A 16,454-nucleotide genomic window follows, 5' to 3' on the forward strand; every position below is an offset into this window, starting at 1 on the left:
TTTTCTCATGCCTTTTTAATATCTTGCTGAATGCATGTTTGCACTGCCCGCGCCTCTTAAGTAGAGTCGTGTTCTACATCTTCAAGGAGAGAAAGCCCCTTGCCATGAGGCGAGCACTCGATTCCGTCTATCAAATCATCTCCAGTCTGGCTCATTCGAGTGGTCAGGGATATTTCGATACCTTTGTGAGTGAAATCGCCGCGGTTGTGATGGCTGATGTCGTCCTGATCGCAACATGGGAACCAAACGCTGCCCAGTTCAGGGCGCAGGCCGCTTATCCCTCCTGTCTTGAACCCGAATCCCTGCAACTGCCGCTAACCGGCTCGCCCGATGCCATCACCTGGCATGAGGGAGAAGCCTGGTTCAGCGACCGTCTGCTCCAGCTCTTCCCCCATGTGCCTCTTGCGCAGGAGTGGCAGCCGCAGGCCTATGCCGGCATCGTGCTCAAGAATGCCGATGGCGAGTCCATCGGTATCTGCAGCCTGCTCTATCGCCAGCCGCAGGCCAACATGGGCAAGGTAATGGGGTTGCTCAAGCTGCTGGGGCCGCTGGCCGGTCGCGAGCTGGCTCTCCTGCTGCAGCGTGCGCAGCAACCGCTGCCCGATTCGCCCCATATGCTGCAGAGCATGCTCTCCCATGCGCCTGTCGGGATCGGCAAGCTGGATCTTGCCGGGCGAATCCTGTGGGCCAACCCGGCTATCGAAAAGATGCTGGGATACCCGCTCGACGAGTTGCTCCATCGCACCATCTCCGACATCAATCATCCCGAAGACTGGATGCGCAGCGCCGAATACTACGAGCAGCTCTATCGTGGCGAGCGCAGCAGCTTCACTCAGGAGAAGCGCTACTTCTGCAAGGGCGGGGAAGTGCTGTGGGGGCGGGTGACGGTAACCCTTATTCGCGATGCGCTACAGCAGCCGGATTATCTGATGGTGCTGCTGGAGAATATCGATCCCCTCAAGCGCCACGCCGAGCAGCTCAAGCTTTCCCACCGGGTCTATGACAACCTCTCCGAGGCGATCCTGGTGTGTGATGACGACAGCCGCATCATCTCGGTCAACCCGGCGTTCGAGCAGATCACCGGCTACAGCAGCGAGGAGGTGTGCGGCCAACGCCCCAGCATCCTCAAGTCCGGCCTGCACGATCAGACCTTCTATGCCGACATGTACCACGCGCTGGAGCGGGTGGGGGTGTGGCGCGGCGAGGTGTGGAACAAGCGCAAGAACGGCAAGCTCTATCCGCAGCAGCTGATGATCAGCACTCTGCGTGAAGGGGGCAAGATCCAGCAATATATCGCCATTTTCAGCGATCTTTCCCAGACCAAGCTCGCCGAACAGAAGATCGCGGCACAGGCCAACTACGACAACCTCACCAGCCTGCCCAACCGCTGGCTGTTTGGCCGTTGCCTCGGTCGTTTCTGCGAGCGGGGCGAACGCTTCGCCCTGATGGTGCTCGACCTCAACAACTTCAAGGCGGTCAACAACAGCATGGATCACCATGCCGGTGACGCCCTGCTGCGGGAGGTGTCGGATCGGCTGGTGAGCCGGGTGCGCACCGAAGATCTGGTGGCCCGCATCGGTGGTGACGAGTTCGCCTTTCTGGTGCCGGGCATAGTGACCCGCCGTCAGGCAGAGGTGTTTGCCAAGCAGGTGATCGGCAGCTTTGCCCGCCCCTTCATGCTGGCCAACCAGCACCTCTATGTGACGGCAACCGTGGGGATGACCCTCTGCCCCATCGATGGCAGCGAGAGCGACGAGCTGCTGCGTAACGCCGAGCAGGCGCTGTTTGCCGCCAAACGGCAGGGACGGCTGATCGGCACCTACTGTTCCTCCATGCGCGAAGAGGTGCGCCAGCGTCATCAGATGCAGCAGGATCTGGCGGAGGCGATCAAGCAGGAGCAGCTGACCATGGCCTACCAGCCCATCTGGGACAACCGCAGCGGGCGGGTGGCCAAGCTGGAGGCGCTGGTGCGCTGGTATCACCCCCAGTGGGGACAGGTTTCACCGGCCGAGTTCATTCCACTGGCGGAGGAGGCGGGGCTGATCCAGGGGCTGGGTTCATTGGTGCTGTGGCAGTCGTGTCGGGATCTGGCGCGTTTGCAGCGCTCCGGTTTTCCGGATCTGCAGATGTCGATCAACCGCTCCACCATGGAGTTCCAGACCATCGACCCCGAGGCGAGCGAGTGGCTCAAGGTTATCCACCATTTTGAGCTCGATCCTGCCGACATCGTCATCGAAATTACCGAATCTCTGCTGATGGAGAGCAGCGATCAGCATAGGGTGCGGATCGATGCCCTGCGCGAGGCGGGCTGCAAGCTGGCCATCGATGACTTCGGCACCGGCTACTCGGCGCTCAACTATCTGCGCACATTCCCGGTCGATCTCGTCAAAATCGACCGATCTTTCGTGCGCCATATTCCCTTCAACGAACAGGATCGCATGCTGCTCGACGGCATCATCAACATAGTGCACAACCTCGGGATGCAGGTGGTGATAGAAGGGGTGGAGACTCGCGAGCAGCTCAACTTCCTCTGCCAGAAGGGGTGTGCCTTTACTCAGGGTTATCTGCTCAGTCGTCCACTCGCCTACGACGATCTCACCGAATACTTGCAGCTCAACGACAAGAACATGTTTTTGCAGGCTCGTTCCAGCTGACCGTCACTGCGCCGGTTTCAATTTCTCCTGTTTGCCCCGCAGCGTCCGGTAATCCTCTCCGAGATAGCGCATATAGATGCGATCCAGCACGCCCTCATCCAGCATCTGCTGCAGCGCCTTGTTGTAGGCTGGCAGCAGCTCTGCTCTCTGTTTGCCAAAGCAGAGATAGAGCGGGGTTGAATCGATAAAGGGGGTGAGGGCGCGGATCTTGACGTCCTGCTCTTTGGAGAGGATGGGGGCCGAGAAGTAATCCAGCACTATCATGTCGACCCGGCTCTTCTCCAGCATCAGCAACAACTGTTTGTCGGAGTGGGCCTTGATGGGTTCCCAGCCGGTGAAGTTCTTGATTTTGTCCGTGTAGTCATAGCCCCTGACCATCCCCACTTTCAATCCCTTGGCCATCTCCCACGAGAAAGTCTGCAGCGGGCTGTCGGTGCGCACATAGGCGGCCAGCGGGTAGAAAGCAGTAGCAAGGTCAGAGTGGTAGCAGCCGGGCAGGGGAGCATTATCGAGAATGCCGTCCGCCAGCTCGGTGTTGACGTACTGTTCGCAACGTCCCCACGGCAGTTCGAGCAGGGTGAGGCTCATGCCGAGGCGGTGCGCCACCTCCTGATGGATCTCGACCGATATCCCCTCTTTCAGGTTGCCCTGTTCGGCATAGGAGAAGGGGGGCCAGTCCACGCCACAGACCTTGAGATGGGGGCTATTCTGGGCTGCGAGCAGCAAGGCGATGAGCAGGTTCATGGGGTTTCCTCCCTACAGCGACGCGAAGGGGCTGTGGTACACTCGGTTCACTGAACTTAGAACGCATCCAGAGACCATGCAAATCCTCCTCGAAGACCCCGCCAAGGCCGCGCTGGCAGACGCGCTGGCCAGCCAGCTTGCCCAGATAGACCTTCCCCAGTTTGCCCTGGTATTTACCCCGGAGCGGCTGGAGCTGCGCAAGCTGGATGAGCCCAAGCTGGGGGCTGTCTACGTGGATTTCGTCGAAGGGGCCGTCGCCCATCGCCGCAAGTTTGGCGGCGGTCGCGGTCAATCCATTGCCAAGGCGGTTGGGCTCAAGTCGGGAGCGACTCCTACCGTGGTCGATGCCACGGCCGGGCTGGGGCGCGATGCCTTCGTACTCGCCTCTCTCGGTTGCCGGGTGACCATGATTGAGCGCAGTCCCGTGGTGGCCGCCCTGCTGCAGGATGGTCTGGCACGCGCCGCAGAAGACTCCGAGATCGGCCCATGGGTACGCGAGCGGATGCAGCTGCTGCACGGCCCTGCGGTGGATACCCTGCTGGGGCTGACCGAACGGCCCGAGGTGATCTACCTCGACCCCATGTTCCCGCACAAGCAGAAGTCGGCGCTGGTGAAAAAAGAGATGCGAGTGTTCCAGTCGCTGGTGGGGCCGGATCTCGATGCGGATGCCCTGCTGCCAGCTGCGCTCCAAATGGCAGAGAAGCGGGTGGTGGTGAAGCGCCCCGACTACGCTGGCTGGCTCAACGAACAGAAGCCGAGCATGGCCATCGAAACCAAGAGCAACCGCTTCGATGTCTACGTCATGGCGGCACTGGCGAGTTAAGCGGCGACTGGCATATCGTCCGGGCGACCAAACAAAAAAGAGGGCCAACCCGATGGGGTTGGCCCTCTTGCTATTTATTGGCTGTCTGACTGGGCTGGTGGGGCGAAGCGGATCAGCTTCTCCTCTCCCTGCCAGCTGAATCTCATGGTCGCCAGTTCTGCCAGACTGAGCTGCTCGCCGCTGTGCAGCTGGAGATACTCCACCCCATCGCGGGCCTCTATGGTGCGGATCCGATCCGCCCACTGACGTCCGTCCCGACTGGTCAGCGCGACCTGCAACTGCCAGCTGGCAGCAATCTCCAACCAGTCGTAGAGGTCACAGCTGATGGGTTGGTAATCCGGCATGGTCTGCTCCTTGAGAAGGCAGAGGGATCAGGCTTCCTGCAAACGGGTCGGCCAGCCCATCTTCTGCTGGCGCTCCACTTCAAAGCGCAGTTCGCTGGCGCGCAGGTAGTGCTCTTCTAGCCACCCTTTGGGCAGGGTCAGGGTGAGCGCATCCTCGTCCGCTTCCAGCGTGAAGCCGGGCACGGTTCCCTGGGTGCGGCGCATGCAGAGGATCAGGGCGATACGCAGGATGCGAGCCAGCCGGATCGCCTGACGAGCGGTGACCGCCCCCTGCTTCTCCAGCGGTTCCAGCTTGAATTCATCCCGCTGGTTGAACAGCAGGGCCGACAACAGCTTCTTCTGCGCGGGAGTGAAGCCCGGCATATCGATGTTGTCGATGATGTAGGCAGCGTGTTGCGGTGCCTTCTTGTACTCGATGCAGAGACCGATTTCGTGCAGCAGTGCCGCATAGCGCAGGATCGGCCGACCGTAGCGCTTGGAGAGCCGCCAGGCCGGCTGTAACTGGGTGAACGCCTCGATGGCGGTATCACGCACCCGCTCGGCGTGCTCCTTGTCCAGCTGGTAGCGGTTGATCAGGCTGTCGGCGGTGCGGTCACGGGCATCGCAGTCGTGATTGTTGCCGAGCAGGCCGTAGATCAAGCCTTCGCGCAGGGCACCACCCGCCAGCGTCATGCTCTCGATGTTCAGGGTTTCGAAGATGGCGATCAGGATGGCAAGGCCGGAGGGGAACACGGTCAGCCGTTCGGCTGCCAGCCCTTCCAGTTGCAGCTGGTCGAGCTTGCCGCAGGCGATGGCCTGACCCATCAGCTCCTGCAGTTTCGGCAGGGTGACCCGCTCGCTCTTCCCCTGCGCCAGCATGATCTCCTGCAGCGCCTGTACCGTACCGGAGGCACCGACGCAAGTGCGCCAGCCAAGGGCACGGTAATCATCCGCCACCTTCTCCAGCACCGCCTTGGCGGCGGCAATCGCCTGCTCGAAACGGGCTTCGGAGAGCTCGCCATCACCGAAGTGATTGTTGAGCCAGGTGACGCAGCCCATGTGCAGGCTGTTGAGCAGTTTCGCTTCGCTATGCTCGCCGATCACCAGTTCGGTACTGGCACCGCCGATGTCGATAACCAGTCGGTTACCTTCACCGGCAGAAGTCCAGGAGACCCCCTCATAGATGGTCTTGGCCTCTTCCTCGCCCGAGATGATCTCGATGCTGTGGTTGAGCACCCGTTCCGCTTCGCTGATGAACTCGTCGACGTTGGTAGCCAGCCGCAGGGTGGCGGTACCCACTACCCGGATGTTGTCGGCCGGTATGTCCTGCAGCTGTTCGGCGAATAGGCGCAGACAGTCCCAGCCCCGCTCCATGGCGACACGGCTGAGACGGAAGTCGGCATCAAGCCCGGCGGCGAGGCGAACCTTGCGTTTGACCTTGGCAACGGTGCGCAGGGCCCCGGCGACCTCGCGCACCACCAGCATGTGAAAGCTGTTGGAGCCGAGGTCGATGGCGGCATAGAGAGGCGAGTTGTGCAACGGGCCTATCCTTTAGCTTTTGCGCGGCGGACGACGGCGGTTGTTGCTGTTGCCACCCTGGCGATCGCGCATGTTGCGGTTCACCGGCTGGCGGTTGCGGAACACCCGTTTCGGCGCGGTGACATCATCCAGCAGTGCTTCGCGATCATACTTGCTGACCGGGATCGGGTGGTGGATGTACTCCTCGATGGCCGGCAGGTTGAAGGCATAGTCTTCACAGGCCAGGCTGATGGAGTGACCGCTCTTGCCGGCACGGCCGGTACGACCGATACGGTGAACATAGTCTTCGGCATCGTCGGGCAGGTCGTAGTTGAAGACGTGGGTCACGTCGGGGATGTGCAGACCACGGGCGGCCACGTCGGTGGCGACCAGAATGTCCAGCGAACCCTTGGTGAACTCTTCCAGGATCTTCATCCGCTTCTTCTGCGGCACGTCGCCGGTCAGCAGACCAACGCGGTGGCCGTCGTTCTCCAGCCAGGCATGAACGTCTTCACAGACGTGCTTGGTGTTGGCGAAGACGATCGCTTTCTCCGGCCACTCCTCTTCCATCAGGGAGAGCAGCAGCAACATCTTGTCTTCGTTGGAGGGGTAGAACAGCTCCTCCTTGATCCGCACGCCGGTCATCTGCTCCGGCTCTACCTGCACATGTTCCGGGTGGTTCATGTGTTCGTAGGCCAGCTCCTGCACGCGCAGGGAGAGGGTGGCGGAGAACAGCATGCTCAGACGCTCGGTGGCGGGCGGCATGCGGCGGAACAGGAAGCGGATGTCCTTGATGAAGCCCAGATCGAACATGCGATCCGCTTCGTCCAGAACCACGACCTGAATGTTGCTCAGGTCGATCACCTTGGACTTGAAGTAGTCGATGATGCGGCCAGTGGTGCCGATCAGGATGTCGACGCCCTGCTCCAGCACGGCCAGCTGCTTGTCGTAACCTTCACCACCGTAGGCGAGGCCGAGTTTCAGGCCGGTAGAGGCGGCGATGCTGTCGGCATCGTTATAGATCTGTACTGCCAGCTCCCGGGTGGGTGCCATGATGATGGCTCTGGGTTGATTTACCAGACGGGGTTTGGTCAGCGGGTGGGTAAGAAGATAGTTGAAGGTGGCGGCCAGAAAGGCGATGGTTTTGCCGGTGCCTGTCTGTGCTTGCCCGGCGAGGTCATGGCCCTCTACCAGCAGTGGCAGGGACAGTGCCTGGATGGGCGTACAATAGTGAAATCCCTTTGCTTCCAGACCAGCCAGAACTTCGGGTTCGAGGCCCATTTGGGCGAATTTGTCGGTCGTTAAGTGTGTTTTGCTCATGGCGGTAGGTTATCAGGTTAGGCTTGCAATAATAAACAGGATCATTTCAAATAGGGCAACTATTGCCTTTATTGACGTGTCAATAAAGCCTTATTTACTGACTGGAGTTGGAGATGAGTGACAAGATTGTTCAGCTGAGCGATGCCAGCTTCGAGGCAGATGTAATCAAAGCCGATGGCGCCGTTCTGGTCGACTTCTGGGCCGAGTGGTGTGGTCCGTGCAAGATGATTGCCCCGATCCTGGAAGAAGTTGCCCAAGAGTACGAAGGTCGCGTGACCGTAGCCAAACTGAACATCGACCATAACTCTGATACTCCGCCCAAGTACGGCATTCGTGGTATCCCGACCCTCTTGCTGTTCAAGAATGGCGAAGTGGCAGCGACCAAGGTCGGTGCACTGTCCAAGACTCAGCTGAAAGAGTTCCTGGACGGCAACCTGTAATAATCGAAGAGGAGCGCATTGCAATAATGCGCTCCTTCTGTTTTATCACCTAGACGCTCATCCCGATTGGTGCTAGTTTATCGCTCGTTTGCTAACCTTTTTGCCTGACTCCATTGCTAGCCTGGCAAGTCAAATCCGATCAGCATCAATCCAGCAGACTGTCTCCTCATTTCAATCCTTGCTTACAGACTTTCACCACTATGAATCTGACTGAATTAAAGAACACTCCTGTGTCTGAGCTGGTCAAGCTCGGCGAATCCATGGGGTTGGAAAATCTGGCTCGGGCGCACAAGAAAGACATTATTTTCGCGATCCTCAAGGCGCACGCCAAGGGTGGCGAGGATATCTTTGGCGACGGTGTGCTGGAAATCCTGACCGACGGTTTCGGGTTCCTGCGCAGTGCTGACGGTTCCTACCTGGCAGGCCCGGACGATATCTACGTCTCCCCGAGCCAGATCCGCCGCTTCAACCTGCGTACCGGCGATACCATCTCCGGCAAGATCCGGCCGCCGAAAGAGGGCGAACGCTACTTCGCGCTGCTCAAGGTCAACGAGGTCAACTACGACCGTCCGGAAAACTCCCGCAACAAGATCCTGTTTGAAAACCTCACTCCGCTGCACGCCAACGAGCGTCTGCGCATGGAGCGTGGCAACGGTTCTACCGAAGACATCACTGCTCGCGTTCTGGATCTGGCCTCCCCGATCGGTAAAGGTCAGCGTGGCCTCATCGTCGCACCGCCCAAGGCCGGTAAGACCATGCTGCTGCAGAACATCGCCCAGAGCATCGCCTACAACCATCCCGACTGTGAACTGATCGTTCTGCTGATCGACGAGCGTCCGGAAGAAGTGACCGAGATGCAGCGCATGGTTAAAGGTGAAGTGATCGCTTCCACCTTCGACGAGCCGGCATCCCGTCACGTTCAGGTTGCCGAAATGGTGATCGAGAAGGCCAAGCGTCTGGTCGAGCACAAGAAGGACGTAGTGATCCTGCTGGACTCCATCACCCGTCTGGCTCGTGCCTACAACACCGTTATCCCGTCATCCGGCAAGGTACTGACCGGTGGTGTGGACGCCAACGCCCTGCACCGTCCCAAGCGCTTCTTCGGCGCCGCGCGTAATGTTGAAGAGGGCGGCAGCCTGACCATCATCGCCACCGCGCTGATCGATACCGGTTCCAAGATGGACGAGGTTATCTACGAAGAGTTCAAGGGTACCGGCAACATGGAGCTGCACCTCTCGCGCAAGATTGCCGAGAAGCGCGTCTATCCGGCTATCGACATCACCCGTTCAGGCACCCGTAAAGAAGAGCTGCTCACTTCCGGTGACGAGCTGCAGAAGATGTGGATCCTGCGCAAGATTGTCCACCCGATGGGCGAGATCGACGGTATCGAGTTCCTCATCGACAAGCTGGCGATGACCAAGACCAACGACGAGTTCTTCGACGCCATGCGGCGCCAGCAGAAGTAAGTCAGGTCAGAAAATGACGAAACCGCGGCCAAGGTCGCGGTTTTTGTTTATCTAAATTTCGGCCGACTGGGTAGTATGAAGCTTCGATGTCACAAGGATAGAGACGTCATGAGACCCGTTTACTGGTTACTGCCGGGATTGCTGTTCGGTATCCCGGCCTTTGCGCAGAGCGTGCCAGAGCCTCCTTCGGTGGAGGTAGCTGAGCTGGGCACCGATCTGCGCTATCTGTCGAATTGCCTGCAACGGGGGCAGTTTGCCGCTGTCGATTCCCTGCTGGCGACCCAGAGCCGCGAGCAGCGCGAGTATCTGCTGCTGCAACTGCTGCGCAATATCAACGTGACCCTGCCGGCGTCACCCGAACTGCACGCCTGGGTGGCAGCCCAGGCAGACAAGGCCCCCCGGTGGCTGGTCGAGCAGCGGGTGGACGGCTTTCTGGTGCAGCAGCCTGCCTACGATTTTGCCGCTCAGGCCCGGCTGCTGCTGGGTCAGTGGCAGCAACTGGCGTGGCAGGCTGATTATCGCCAGCAACTGGAGCGGGGTACTTTCGGTTTCAAGTCGATCTACTACCGCGGCAACCCCGAGCTGGCTCGTCAGCAACAGGCGCTGCTGCAGGCCCTCGATCAGCTGCCGGTTTCCCTGCTGCAGCGCGAGAGCCGGACGCTGGCTGCCCAGAACATCTATCTGCCTGACAACCGTCTACTGAGTTACCTGCTGCAGCGTACCGGTGAGCTGGCCCTCTACAGCCGCCTCTGGCGCCAACCGGTGGATCAGGATGCTCTGGCTGCACTGGCCACCATCAACCGCTTTCATCAGGGTAATGAGGCCAGCGAGCTGCTGATCGCCGCGAGCACCAATCCCCATTTGAAAGAGCCGGCCCTGCGCCAGCTGAGCGCGCTATCCCCCCTGCCGCAACAGGCAAGAAGCTACCTGCTTGGTGAGCTGGCCAACCGGCAGTATGGATCTCTGGTAGCCGATCTGCTGATGGAGGTGGATGAGCCATTACTGCTGTCGGCACTGGCCAAACGCCTTGGTCAGCACAACATGATCCCCCTGGCCCCAGCTCTCTTCCCCGATTCGGGTACAACGAAGAGGCGGCCAGGGTTATAATGCCTTACCTCCTGAATCTGGTTGGGAACCTGCATGAAATACAAGGACTTGCGTGATTTTGTTGCGCAGCTGGAACAAAACGGACAACTCAAGCGGATTACCCGCGAGATAGACCCCTATCTGGAGATGACCGAAATCAGCGACCGCACCCTGCGTGCGGGCGGCCCGGCTCTGCTGTTTGAAAATCCCAAAGGCTACACCATGCCGGTGTTGACCAACCTGTTTGGTACCCCGGATCGGGTCGCCATGGGGATGGGCCAGCCCGATGTGAGCGCCTTGCGTCAGGTCGGGGTATGGCTCTCCTATCTGAAGGAGCCGGAACCGCCCCGTGGCTTCAAAGAGCTGATGGAGAAGCTGCCGATCTTCAAGCAGGTACTCAACATGCCGACCAAGCGGCTCTCTTCCGCCCCCTGCCAGCAGGTGGTGCAGGAGGGGGATGCGGTCGATCTCGACCAGATTCCTATCCAGCACTGCTGGCCGGGCGATGTGGCGCCGCTGGTTACCTGGGGTCTCACCATCACCCGCGGCCCCTACAAGAAGCGGCAGAACCTCGGCATCTACCGCCAGCAGAAGATCGCCAAGAACAAGCTGATCATGCGCTGGCTGGATCATCGCGGCGGAGCCATCGATTTTCGCGAGTGGCAGGAGGCCCATCCGGGCGAGCGCTTCCCGGTGGTGGTGGCGCTTGGTGCCGATCCGGCGACAATTCTCGGTGCCGTGACGCCAGTGCCGGATACCCTCTCCGAATACGCCTTTGCCGGTCTGCTGCGCGGCAGCCGTACCGAGGTGGTAAAAGCCATCAGCTGTGACCTGGAGGTGCCCGCCAGTGCCGAGATCGTGCTGGAAGGCTATCTGGAGCCGGGCGAGATGGCGCCGGAAGGCCCTTATGGCGACCACACCGGCTACTACAACGAGGTGGACGAATTCCCGGTCTTTACCATCACCCATATGACGATGCGCAAGGATGCCATCTATCACAGCACCTACACCGGCCGTCCGCCCGATGAGCCGGCGGTGCTGGGTCTGGCGCTGAACGAGGTGTTCGTGCCGCTGCTGCAGAAGCAGTTCCCCGAGATCGTCGACTTCTATCTGCCGCCGGAGGGGTGCTCCTACCGGATGGCGGTAGTCACCATCAAGAAGCGTTACCCGGGCCACGCCAAGCGGGTGATGCTGGGGGTCTGGTCTTTCCTGCGCCAGTTCATGTATACCAAGTTCGTGGTGGTGTGTGATGACGACGTCAACGCCCGCGACTGGAAGGATGTGATCTGGGCCATTACCACCCGGATGGACCCGGCCCGTGATACCACCCTGATCGAACACACCCCGATCGACTATCTGGACTTCGCCTCGCCCATCTCGGGCCTGGGTTCCAAGATGGGGCTGGATGCCACCAACAAGTGGCCGGGGGAGACCAACCGCGAGTGGGGTCAGCCCATCGTGCAGGATGAGACGGTGAAGCAGAAGATCGATGCCATCTGGGATGAGTTGAATATCCTCGGTTGAGGCGAAAATGGCCCGTTTGCTGCAAAAATGGATGAGATCCGCAGCGATTTGGGTATCCTCGACGAATAGGGCCAGCAGTGCTGGTCATCACCTGACAGTGAAACAATGAGCGAAGCGGGTCGAGCGAACCCGCCACAAGGACAAGAATGCAACGTATCAAATGCCGCGTAGAGGAACTGCGCGAATATGTCGACACCATCTGGCATGTGGCCCTGACGCCGCAGCAAGAGATCAGCTTCAAGCCGGGCCAGTATCTGCTGGTGGTGATGAGCGATTCGGACAAGCGTCCCTTCTCCATCGCCAACTCGCCGACCCGCCCGGGCGTGCTGGAGCTGCAAATCGGCGCGACTCCCGAAAACGCCTATGCCGGTCAGGTGCTGGCCCGCATGCGCGAACAGGGGGAGATCGAGGTCGAGCTGCCCGCCGGCAAAGCCTTCCTGCGCAACGAATCTCCCCGCCCGCTGATCCTGATGGCCGGCGGCACCGGTTTCTCCTATGCCAAATCGATTCTGGAGTACCTGATCGACAGCGGCAGCAAGCGCCCGGTCTTCTTCTACTGGGGGGTGCGTCAGGCGCACTGGCTCTACGAGCTGGAGCAGATGCAGCAGTGGGAGCGTGACTACGCGCCGCTCACCTTCATCCCGGTGGTGCAGGAGCCTGAGAGCGACTGGAGTGGCCGTACCGGTCTGGTACACAAGGCGATCATGGATGATTTCGTCAGCCTCCATGAGTACGACATCTATGTCGCCGGTCGCTTCGAGATGGCGGGGGCGGCCCGTGAGGAGTTCAAGATCCTCGGTGCCGAGCCGGAACGCATCTTCGGCGACGCTTACGAGTTCATCTGACAAGCCGTTTGTGCTGCCAAAACCCCCGGTCAAGCCGGGGGTTTTGCTATGGTGGCGCGACCAGTTCGGGATATTGTGGAGTTCGTCATTCAAGTCCAGTTTTTTTCGCAATTTCAGGTATGAATGGCTACTAATTCCCTGCAGCTGGTGGCATCTTTGTGCGTGATTGTCGGCAGCAGGATAAGGATATTCCGGGATGGGGCGAGGAGGCGCTGTGTTGAGCGAAGAGGGAAGATCATCGACAGAAGGTGCAAGGGGAGAGCTGGGTTCTGCGGAGCCAGCGGCGACCCTGATCTCCTCCTCCCGTATTGGTGAACTGACCCGGCTGCAGGCAGAAATTGCCGCTCTGAAGCATGAAAACAGCCTGCTGCAGGAGAAGCTCAACGCCGCCCTCGATGGCACCGGCATCTGTCTCTGGCAGGGGATTATCCCGACCGGTGAATTGCGGGTGTTCAATCTGCAGAACTTTCAGGTTGGCGACATGGCTCCCCACTTCGACCAATGGAGCGCCAAGCTCCACCCCGACGATCGCGCTCATGCCATGGGCAGCTATTTCGATCATCTCGAGGGGAAAACCCCCTTCTACGAAGTTGAATACCGCACCATCAACCCGCAAGGGGAGGTCACCTGGCTCTGGGATCGGGGGCGGGTGGTCGATCGGGACGCCGATGGCAAGCCGCTGCGGATCATGGGTTCCCATATCGATATCACCCAGCGCAAAGCTTATGAGCAGAGGCTGGCCGAGCGTGCCAACAGCGATGCCCTGACCGGTCTGCTCAACCGGCAGGGGTTTGGCAAGGCGTTTGCTCAGCAGCAACATGATGGAGCAGGAGCGCTGCTCTTTATCGATCTGGACGATTTCAAGGGGATCAATGACCAGCTAGGTCATGCCTGTGGCGATCAGGTTCTGCAGCAGATGGCGGAGTGGCTGCGTCTCATCATGCCGGGCTCGGCCCTGTGTGGTCGCTATGGTGGCGACGAATTTGTGGTGCACCTCAGCCGGGGGGTTTCGAGCCATACCCTGGCCGAGCTGGCTGATGCCCTGATTGGCCGGATGCAAAGCTATGTGCCCAGACCCGGTTGTTCACAAAGGGTCGGGCTCAGTATTGGCATCGCTTTGTGGGAGGGGGCATCGCTGTCGTTTCGGCAGGCGCTGGAGGTGGCCGATCAGGCCATGTACGAGGCGAAGGCGCGTGGCAAACGGGCCTGGCACTTGCTGCGGGTGTGACGACAACCCGAGCCCCGTAAAGCAGAAACCCCAGCCATGCTGGGGTTTCCGTTATTCACCTTTGGCGCCGAGCTGCTCTTCGAGTTGAGCCAGCTTGCTTTCGAGGGCGGCCAGTTTTTCCCGGGTACGCAGCAGAACCTTGGTCTGCACGTCGAACTCTTCACGGCTTACCAGATCCAGCTTGTTGAGCTGTGCCTGCAACACCTGACGGATCTTCTTTTCGGCCTCTTCGCCCATGCTGCGGATGCCGGGCGGCAGGGAGTTGTGTACCTGTTTGGCGATCTCTTCCAGTTTCTTCGGGTCGATCATGATGTCCTCCTTAAGCGTTGGTGGACATTCTACCGACAATTCCCTCATTTTGCCGAGATCGCGGCAGCTTTTTACCGTTGAGTCAGCGAACTTCGTAAGTGGCCAACAGCTCCCTGCTCAAGCAGTAACTGCGCAGACCATAAACAAACGCCGCCCTTCGGGGCGGCGTTGTTGTTTCTGCGATAGCTGAAAATCAGCCCGGCTGGTGGTTGCGATCCAGCCAGCCTTGCAGCAGGCCGACCAGCAGTCCGGTCAGGTGGGCGATATTGGCGGTGCTGGTGCCGAGCATGTCGAAAAAGCCGAGCACCATCCAGAACAGCATAAAGCCCATCAGCGCCGGTGGCAGAGTCAGGCCACAGGCCGGTTGCAGCTTGCTGCGCAGCCAGCAGTAGCCGAGCAGGGCATAGACCACGCCGGAGAGGCCGCCAAACAGCGGGCCGCTGGCAAAAAACTCGGCGATGTTGGGCAGGGCGGCGCCCACCAGCAGCAGGATCAGCAGCTTGCCGCTGCCAAGACGCTGCTCGATCTGACCACCGAGATACCACCACCACAGCAAGTTGAACACCAGATTGAGCACCGAGAAGTGGATGAAGGCCGGGGTAAAGTAGCGCCATGCCTGCCAGTCGGTGAACTGGGCCAGCGTCGGGTGGAAGGCCAGTTCGTCGTAGATGGGCAGGCCGATGGCATCGATGCCGTAGATGGCGAGACAGGCGATGATCACCACCAGCGTCAGTGGCCCCGCCTGATGGAGGAAATCGGTGACGGGATCCGTCATCCCCTTGCTGTAGTCGATGCGGGCATCGGCCCGGCCGGACTGCCAGGAGGCTTCCATATAGCGCGGGTGGTTCGGCTCGGCGAGGAAGCGTTTCACCTCCAGCTGGGCCTGAGCAAGGCGCGGCTCGTCAGCCAGCCAGATGGTGACCCCCAGCTCGGACTGGGTCAGCTCGCAGGAGATCCCCAGCGTCGCCAGATAGTCCACCAGCGCCTGCGCCATGCGGGCGTTGTCGAGCACCAGCAGCTGGATCATGCTTCGCCTGCCTCGATGGGAAATTCCCGGCGCCACGCCTCGAAGCCGCCATCCAGACTGTAAACCTCGTCGTACCCCTGTTGCAGCAGGTACTGGGCGGCGCCCTGACTGCTGTTGCCGTGGTAGCACATCACGATGACCGGGGTGTCGAACTCCACCTCGTTCATGAAGCGCACCAGAGTACCGTTGTTGAGGTGGAAGGCGCCAACCGCGTGGGCTGCCGCGAAGGATTGCGGGTCGCGAATATCCACCAGGCGGGCTTCGCCTGCACTCAGTTTCTGGTGGGCATCATGGGTATTGATATGGGCAAACTGGTCCATCTGGATGTCCTGAGAATAGGTTGATTGCCGGTCAGTGTACCGCAAGCTTGGGCGCAAACTAACCCCACAAAAGATAAGGGAGCCTGTGGCTCCCTTGTCGATATGGCATGCGGGTCAGTGGGTTAACCGCCGAGATAAGCCTGTCGCACCGCCGGGTTGGCGAGCAGTGCCGCTCCCGTATCCTGCAGCACCACGCGGCCGTTCTCCAGCACATAGCCGCGGTCGGCCAGCTTGAGCGCCTGATTGGCGTTCTGCTCCACCAGAAAGATGGTCATTCCCTTCTGGCGCAGCTGCTCTATGGTGTCGAAGATCTGCTGGATGACGATGGGGGCCAGCCCCAGCGAGGGCTCGTCCAGCAGCAGCAGGCGCGGTTTGCTCATCAGGGCGCGGCCGATGGCCAGCATCTGCTGCTCGCCGCCTGACATGGTGCCGGCGCGCTGCTCCAGTCGCTCATGCAGGCGCGGGAACAGGGTAAACACCTGATCCAGCAGGCCATGCTGCTCGGTCTTGTCGACGAAGAAGGCGCCCATCAGCAGGTTCTCCTCCACCGTCAGGCGGGCAAAGATGCGGCGCCCCTCCGGCACCACGGCGATATCCTTGCGCATGATGCGAGCGGTGGAGAGGTCGCTGATCTGCTCCCCCTCGAACCAGATGGAGCCGCTGCTGGGCTTGGGTTCGCCGCAGAGGGTCATCAGCAAGGTGGTCTTGCCGGCGCCGTTGGCACCGATCAGAGTGACGATTTCCCCCTCTTTCACCTCGACGCTGACATCGTGCAGTGCCTGAATTTTGCCGTAGTGGGTCGATACGTTGCGAAGTTCTAACATCTT

Annotated in this window: 16 protein-coding genes; 8 read left to right on the forward strand and 8 right to left on the reverse strand. The window is 60.2% G+C overall.

Translation table 11 applies throughout. From position 1 onward, the window contains the following. Nucleotides 1–104: 104 nt before the first annotated feature. Nucleotides 105–2,654 carry an EAL domain-containing protein gene (locus AAHA41_RS20100; RefSeq protein ID WP_323070762.1) on the forward strand — a complete coding sequence of 850 codons (2,550 nt, stop codon included), beginning with the start codon at nt 105–107 and terminating at the stop codon, nt 2,652–2,654. Between the two features lie 3 nt (nt 2,655–2,657). Here the strand turns inward: AAHA41_RS20100 and AAHA41_RS20105 are convergent, their stop codons facing one another. Next, nucleotides 2,658–3,398 (reverse strand): transporter substrate-binding domain-containing protein, encoded by a 741-nt coding sequence (locus AAHA41_RS20105; RefSeq protein WP_323070763.1) that lies wholly within the window; start codon nt 3,396–3,398, stop codon nt 2,658–2,660. Between the two features lie 76 nt (nt 3,399–3,474). Between AAHA41_RS20105 and AAHA41_RS20110 the strand changes: the two genes are divergently transcribed. Further along, nucleotides 3,475–4,221 carry a class I SAM-dependent methyltransferase gene (locus AAHA41_RS20110; protein WP_042032741.1) on the forward strand — a complete coding sequence of 249 codons (747 nt, stop codon included), beginning with the start codon at nt 3,475–3,477 and terminating at the stop codon, nt 4,219–4,221. A gap of 74 nt (nt 4,222–4,295) precedes the next feature. Here the strand turns inward: AAHA41_RS20110 and AAHA41_RS20115 are convergent, their stop codons facing one another. From AAHA41_RS20115 to rhlB, 3 genes are read right to left on the reverse strand one after another with little or no spacing between them, the layout of a single operon-like run. Further along, a complete protein-coding gene (locus tag AAHA41_RS20115; protein WP_215802572.1) occupies nt 4,296–4,565 on the reverse strand; it encodes a Rho-binding antiterminator in 270 nt (89 codons plus the stop codon). Nucleotides 4,566–4,592: 27 nt separating this feature from the next. Next, the gene (gppA, locus tag AAHA41_RS20120; protein WP_108571140.1) at nt 4,593–6,083 is read right to left on the reverse strand and encodes a guanosine-5'-triphosphate,3'-diphosphate diphosphatase; all 1,491 of its coding nucleotides are present in this window, start codon (nt 6,081–6,083) and stop codon (nt 4,593–4,595) included. A gap of 12 nt (nt 6,084–6,095) precedes the next feature. Beyond that, nucleotides 6,096–7,382, reverse strand: coding sequence for an ATP-dependent RNA helicase RhlB (rhlB, locus tag AAHA41_RS20125; RefSeq protein WP_120415937.1), 1,287 nt, complete (start codon nt 7,380–7,382; stop codon nt 6,096–6,098). Between the two features lie 113 nt (nt 7,383–7,495). Between rhlB and trxA the strand changes: the two genes are divergently transcribed. From trxA to AAHA41_RS20155, 6 genes are all read left to right on the forward strand, one after another. Continuing rightward, nucleotides 7,496–7,822, forward strand: coding sequence for a thioredoxin TrxA (gene trxA / locus AAHA41_RS20130; RefSeq protein ID WP_005339416.1), 327 nt, complete (start codon nt 7,496–7,498; stop codon nt 7,820–7,822). Nucleotides 7,823–8,022: 200 nt separating this feature from the next. Continuing rightward, nucleotides 8,023–9,288, forward strand: coding sequence for a transcription termination factor Rho (rho, locus tag AAHA41_RS20135; protein ID WP_005339417.1), 1,266 nt, complete (start codon nt 8,023–8,025; stop codon nt 9,286–9,288). A 108-nt stretch (nt 9,289–9,396) separates the two neighbouring features. Further along, a complete protein-coding gene (locus AAHA41_RS20140) occupies nt 9,397–10,395 on the forward strand; it encodes a hypothetical protein (RefSeq protein WP_323070764.1) in 999 nt (332 codons plus the stop codon). A gap of 33 nt (nt 10,396–10,428) precedes the next feature. Continuing rightward, nucleotides 10,429–11,898: a 4-hydroxy-3-polyprenylbenzoate decarboxylase gene (ubiD, locus tag AAHA41_RS20145; RefSeq protein WP_042032750.1), complete on the forward strand. Its 1,470-nt coding sequence runs from the start codon at nt 10,429–10,431 to the stop codon at nt 11,896–11,898. 146 nt (nt 11,899–12,044) lie between these two features. Continuing rightward, complete coding sequence (gene fre, locus AAHA41_RS20150; protein ID WP_042032751.1) at nt 12,045–12,743, forward strand: NAD(P)H-flavin reductase; 699 nt, start codon at nt 12,045–12,047, stop codon at nt 12,741–12,743. A gap of 214 nt (nt 12,744–12,957) precedes the next feature. Beyond that, complete coding sequence (locus AAHA41_RS20155; RefSeq protein ID WP_323070765.1) at nt 12,958–13,971, forward strand: sensor domain-containing diguanylate cyclase; 1,014 nt, start codon at nt 12,958–12,960, stop codon at nt 13,969–13,971. Nucleotides 13,972–14,022: 51 nt separating this feature from the next. Here AAHA41_RS20155 and AAHA41_RS20160 read toward each other — a convergent pair whose 3' ends face one another. From AAHA41_RS20160 to AAHA41_RS20175, 4 genes are all read right to left on the reverse strand, one after another. After that, nucleotides 14,023–14,280: an accessory factor UbiK family protein gene (locus tag AAHA41_RS20160; RefSeq protein WP_033112871.1), complete on the reverse strand. Its 258-nt coding sequence runs from the start codon at nt 14,278–14,280 to the stop codon at nt 14,023–14,025. Between the two features lie 193 nt (nt 14,281–14,473). Then, nucleotides 14,474–15,307, reverse strand: coding sequence for a rhomboid family intramembrane serine protease GlpG (gene glpG, locus AAHA41_RS20165; RefSeq protein ID WP_323070766.1), 834 nt, complete (start codon nt 15,305–15,307; stop codon nt 14,474–14,476). Continuing rightward, on the reverse strand, nt 15,304–15,627 hold the full coding sequence (gene glpE / locus AAHA41_RS20170; protein WP_323070767.1) for a thiosulfate sulfurtransferase GlpE: 324 nt from the start codon (nt 15,625–15,627) through the stop codon (nt 15,304–15,306). The genes glpG and glpE overlap by 4 nt, the downstream gene beginning before the upstream one ends. Nucleotides 15,628–15,749: 122 nt before the next feature. Next, nucleotides 15,750–16,451 (reverse strand): ATP-binding cassette domain-containing protein, encoded by a 702-nt coding sequence (locus tag AAHA41_RS20175; RefSeq protein ID WP_071914731.1) that lies wholly within the window; start codon nt 16,449–16,451, stop codon nt 15,750–15,752. Between the last annotated feature and the right edge of the window lie 3 nt (nt 16,452–16,454).

The sequence above is a fragment of the Aeromonas sp. SER genome, from assembly GCF_038739615.1.
GTDB classification, from domain to species: domain Bacteria; phylum Pseudomonadota; class Gammaproteobacteria; order Enterobacterales; family Aeromonadaceae; genus Aeromonas; species Aeromonas jandaei.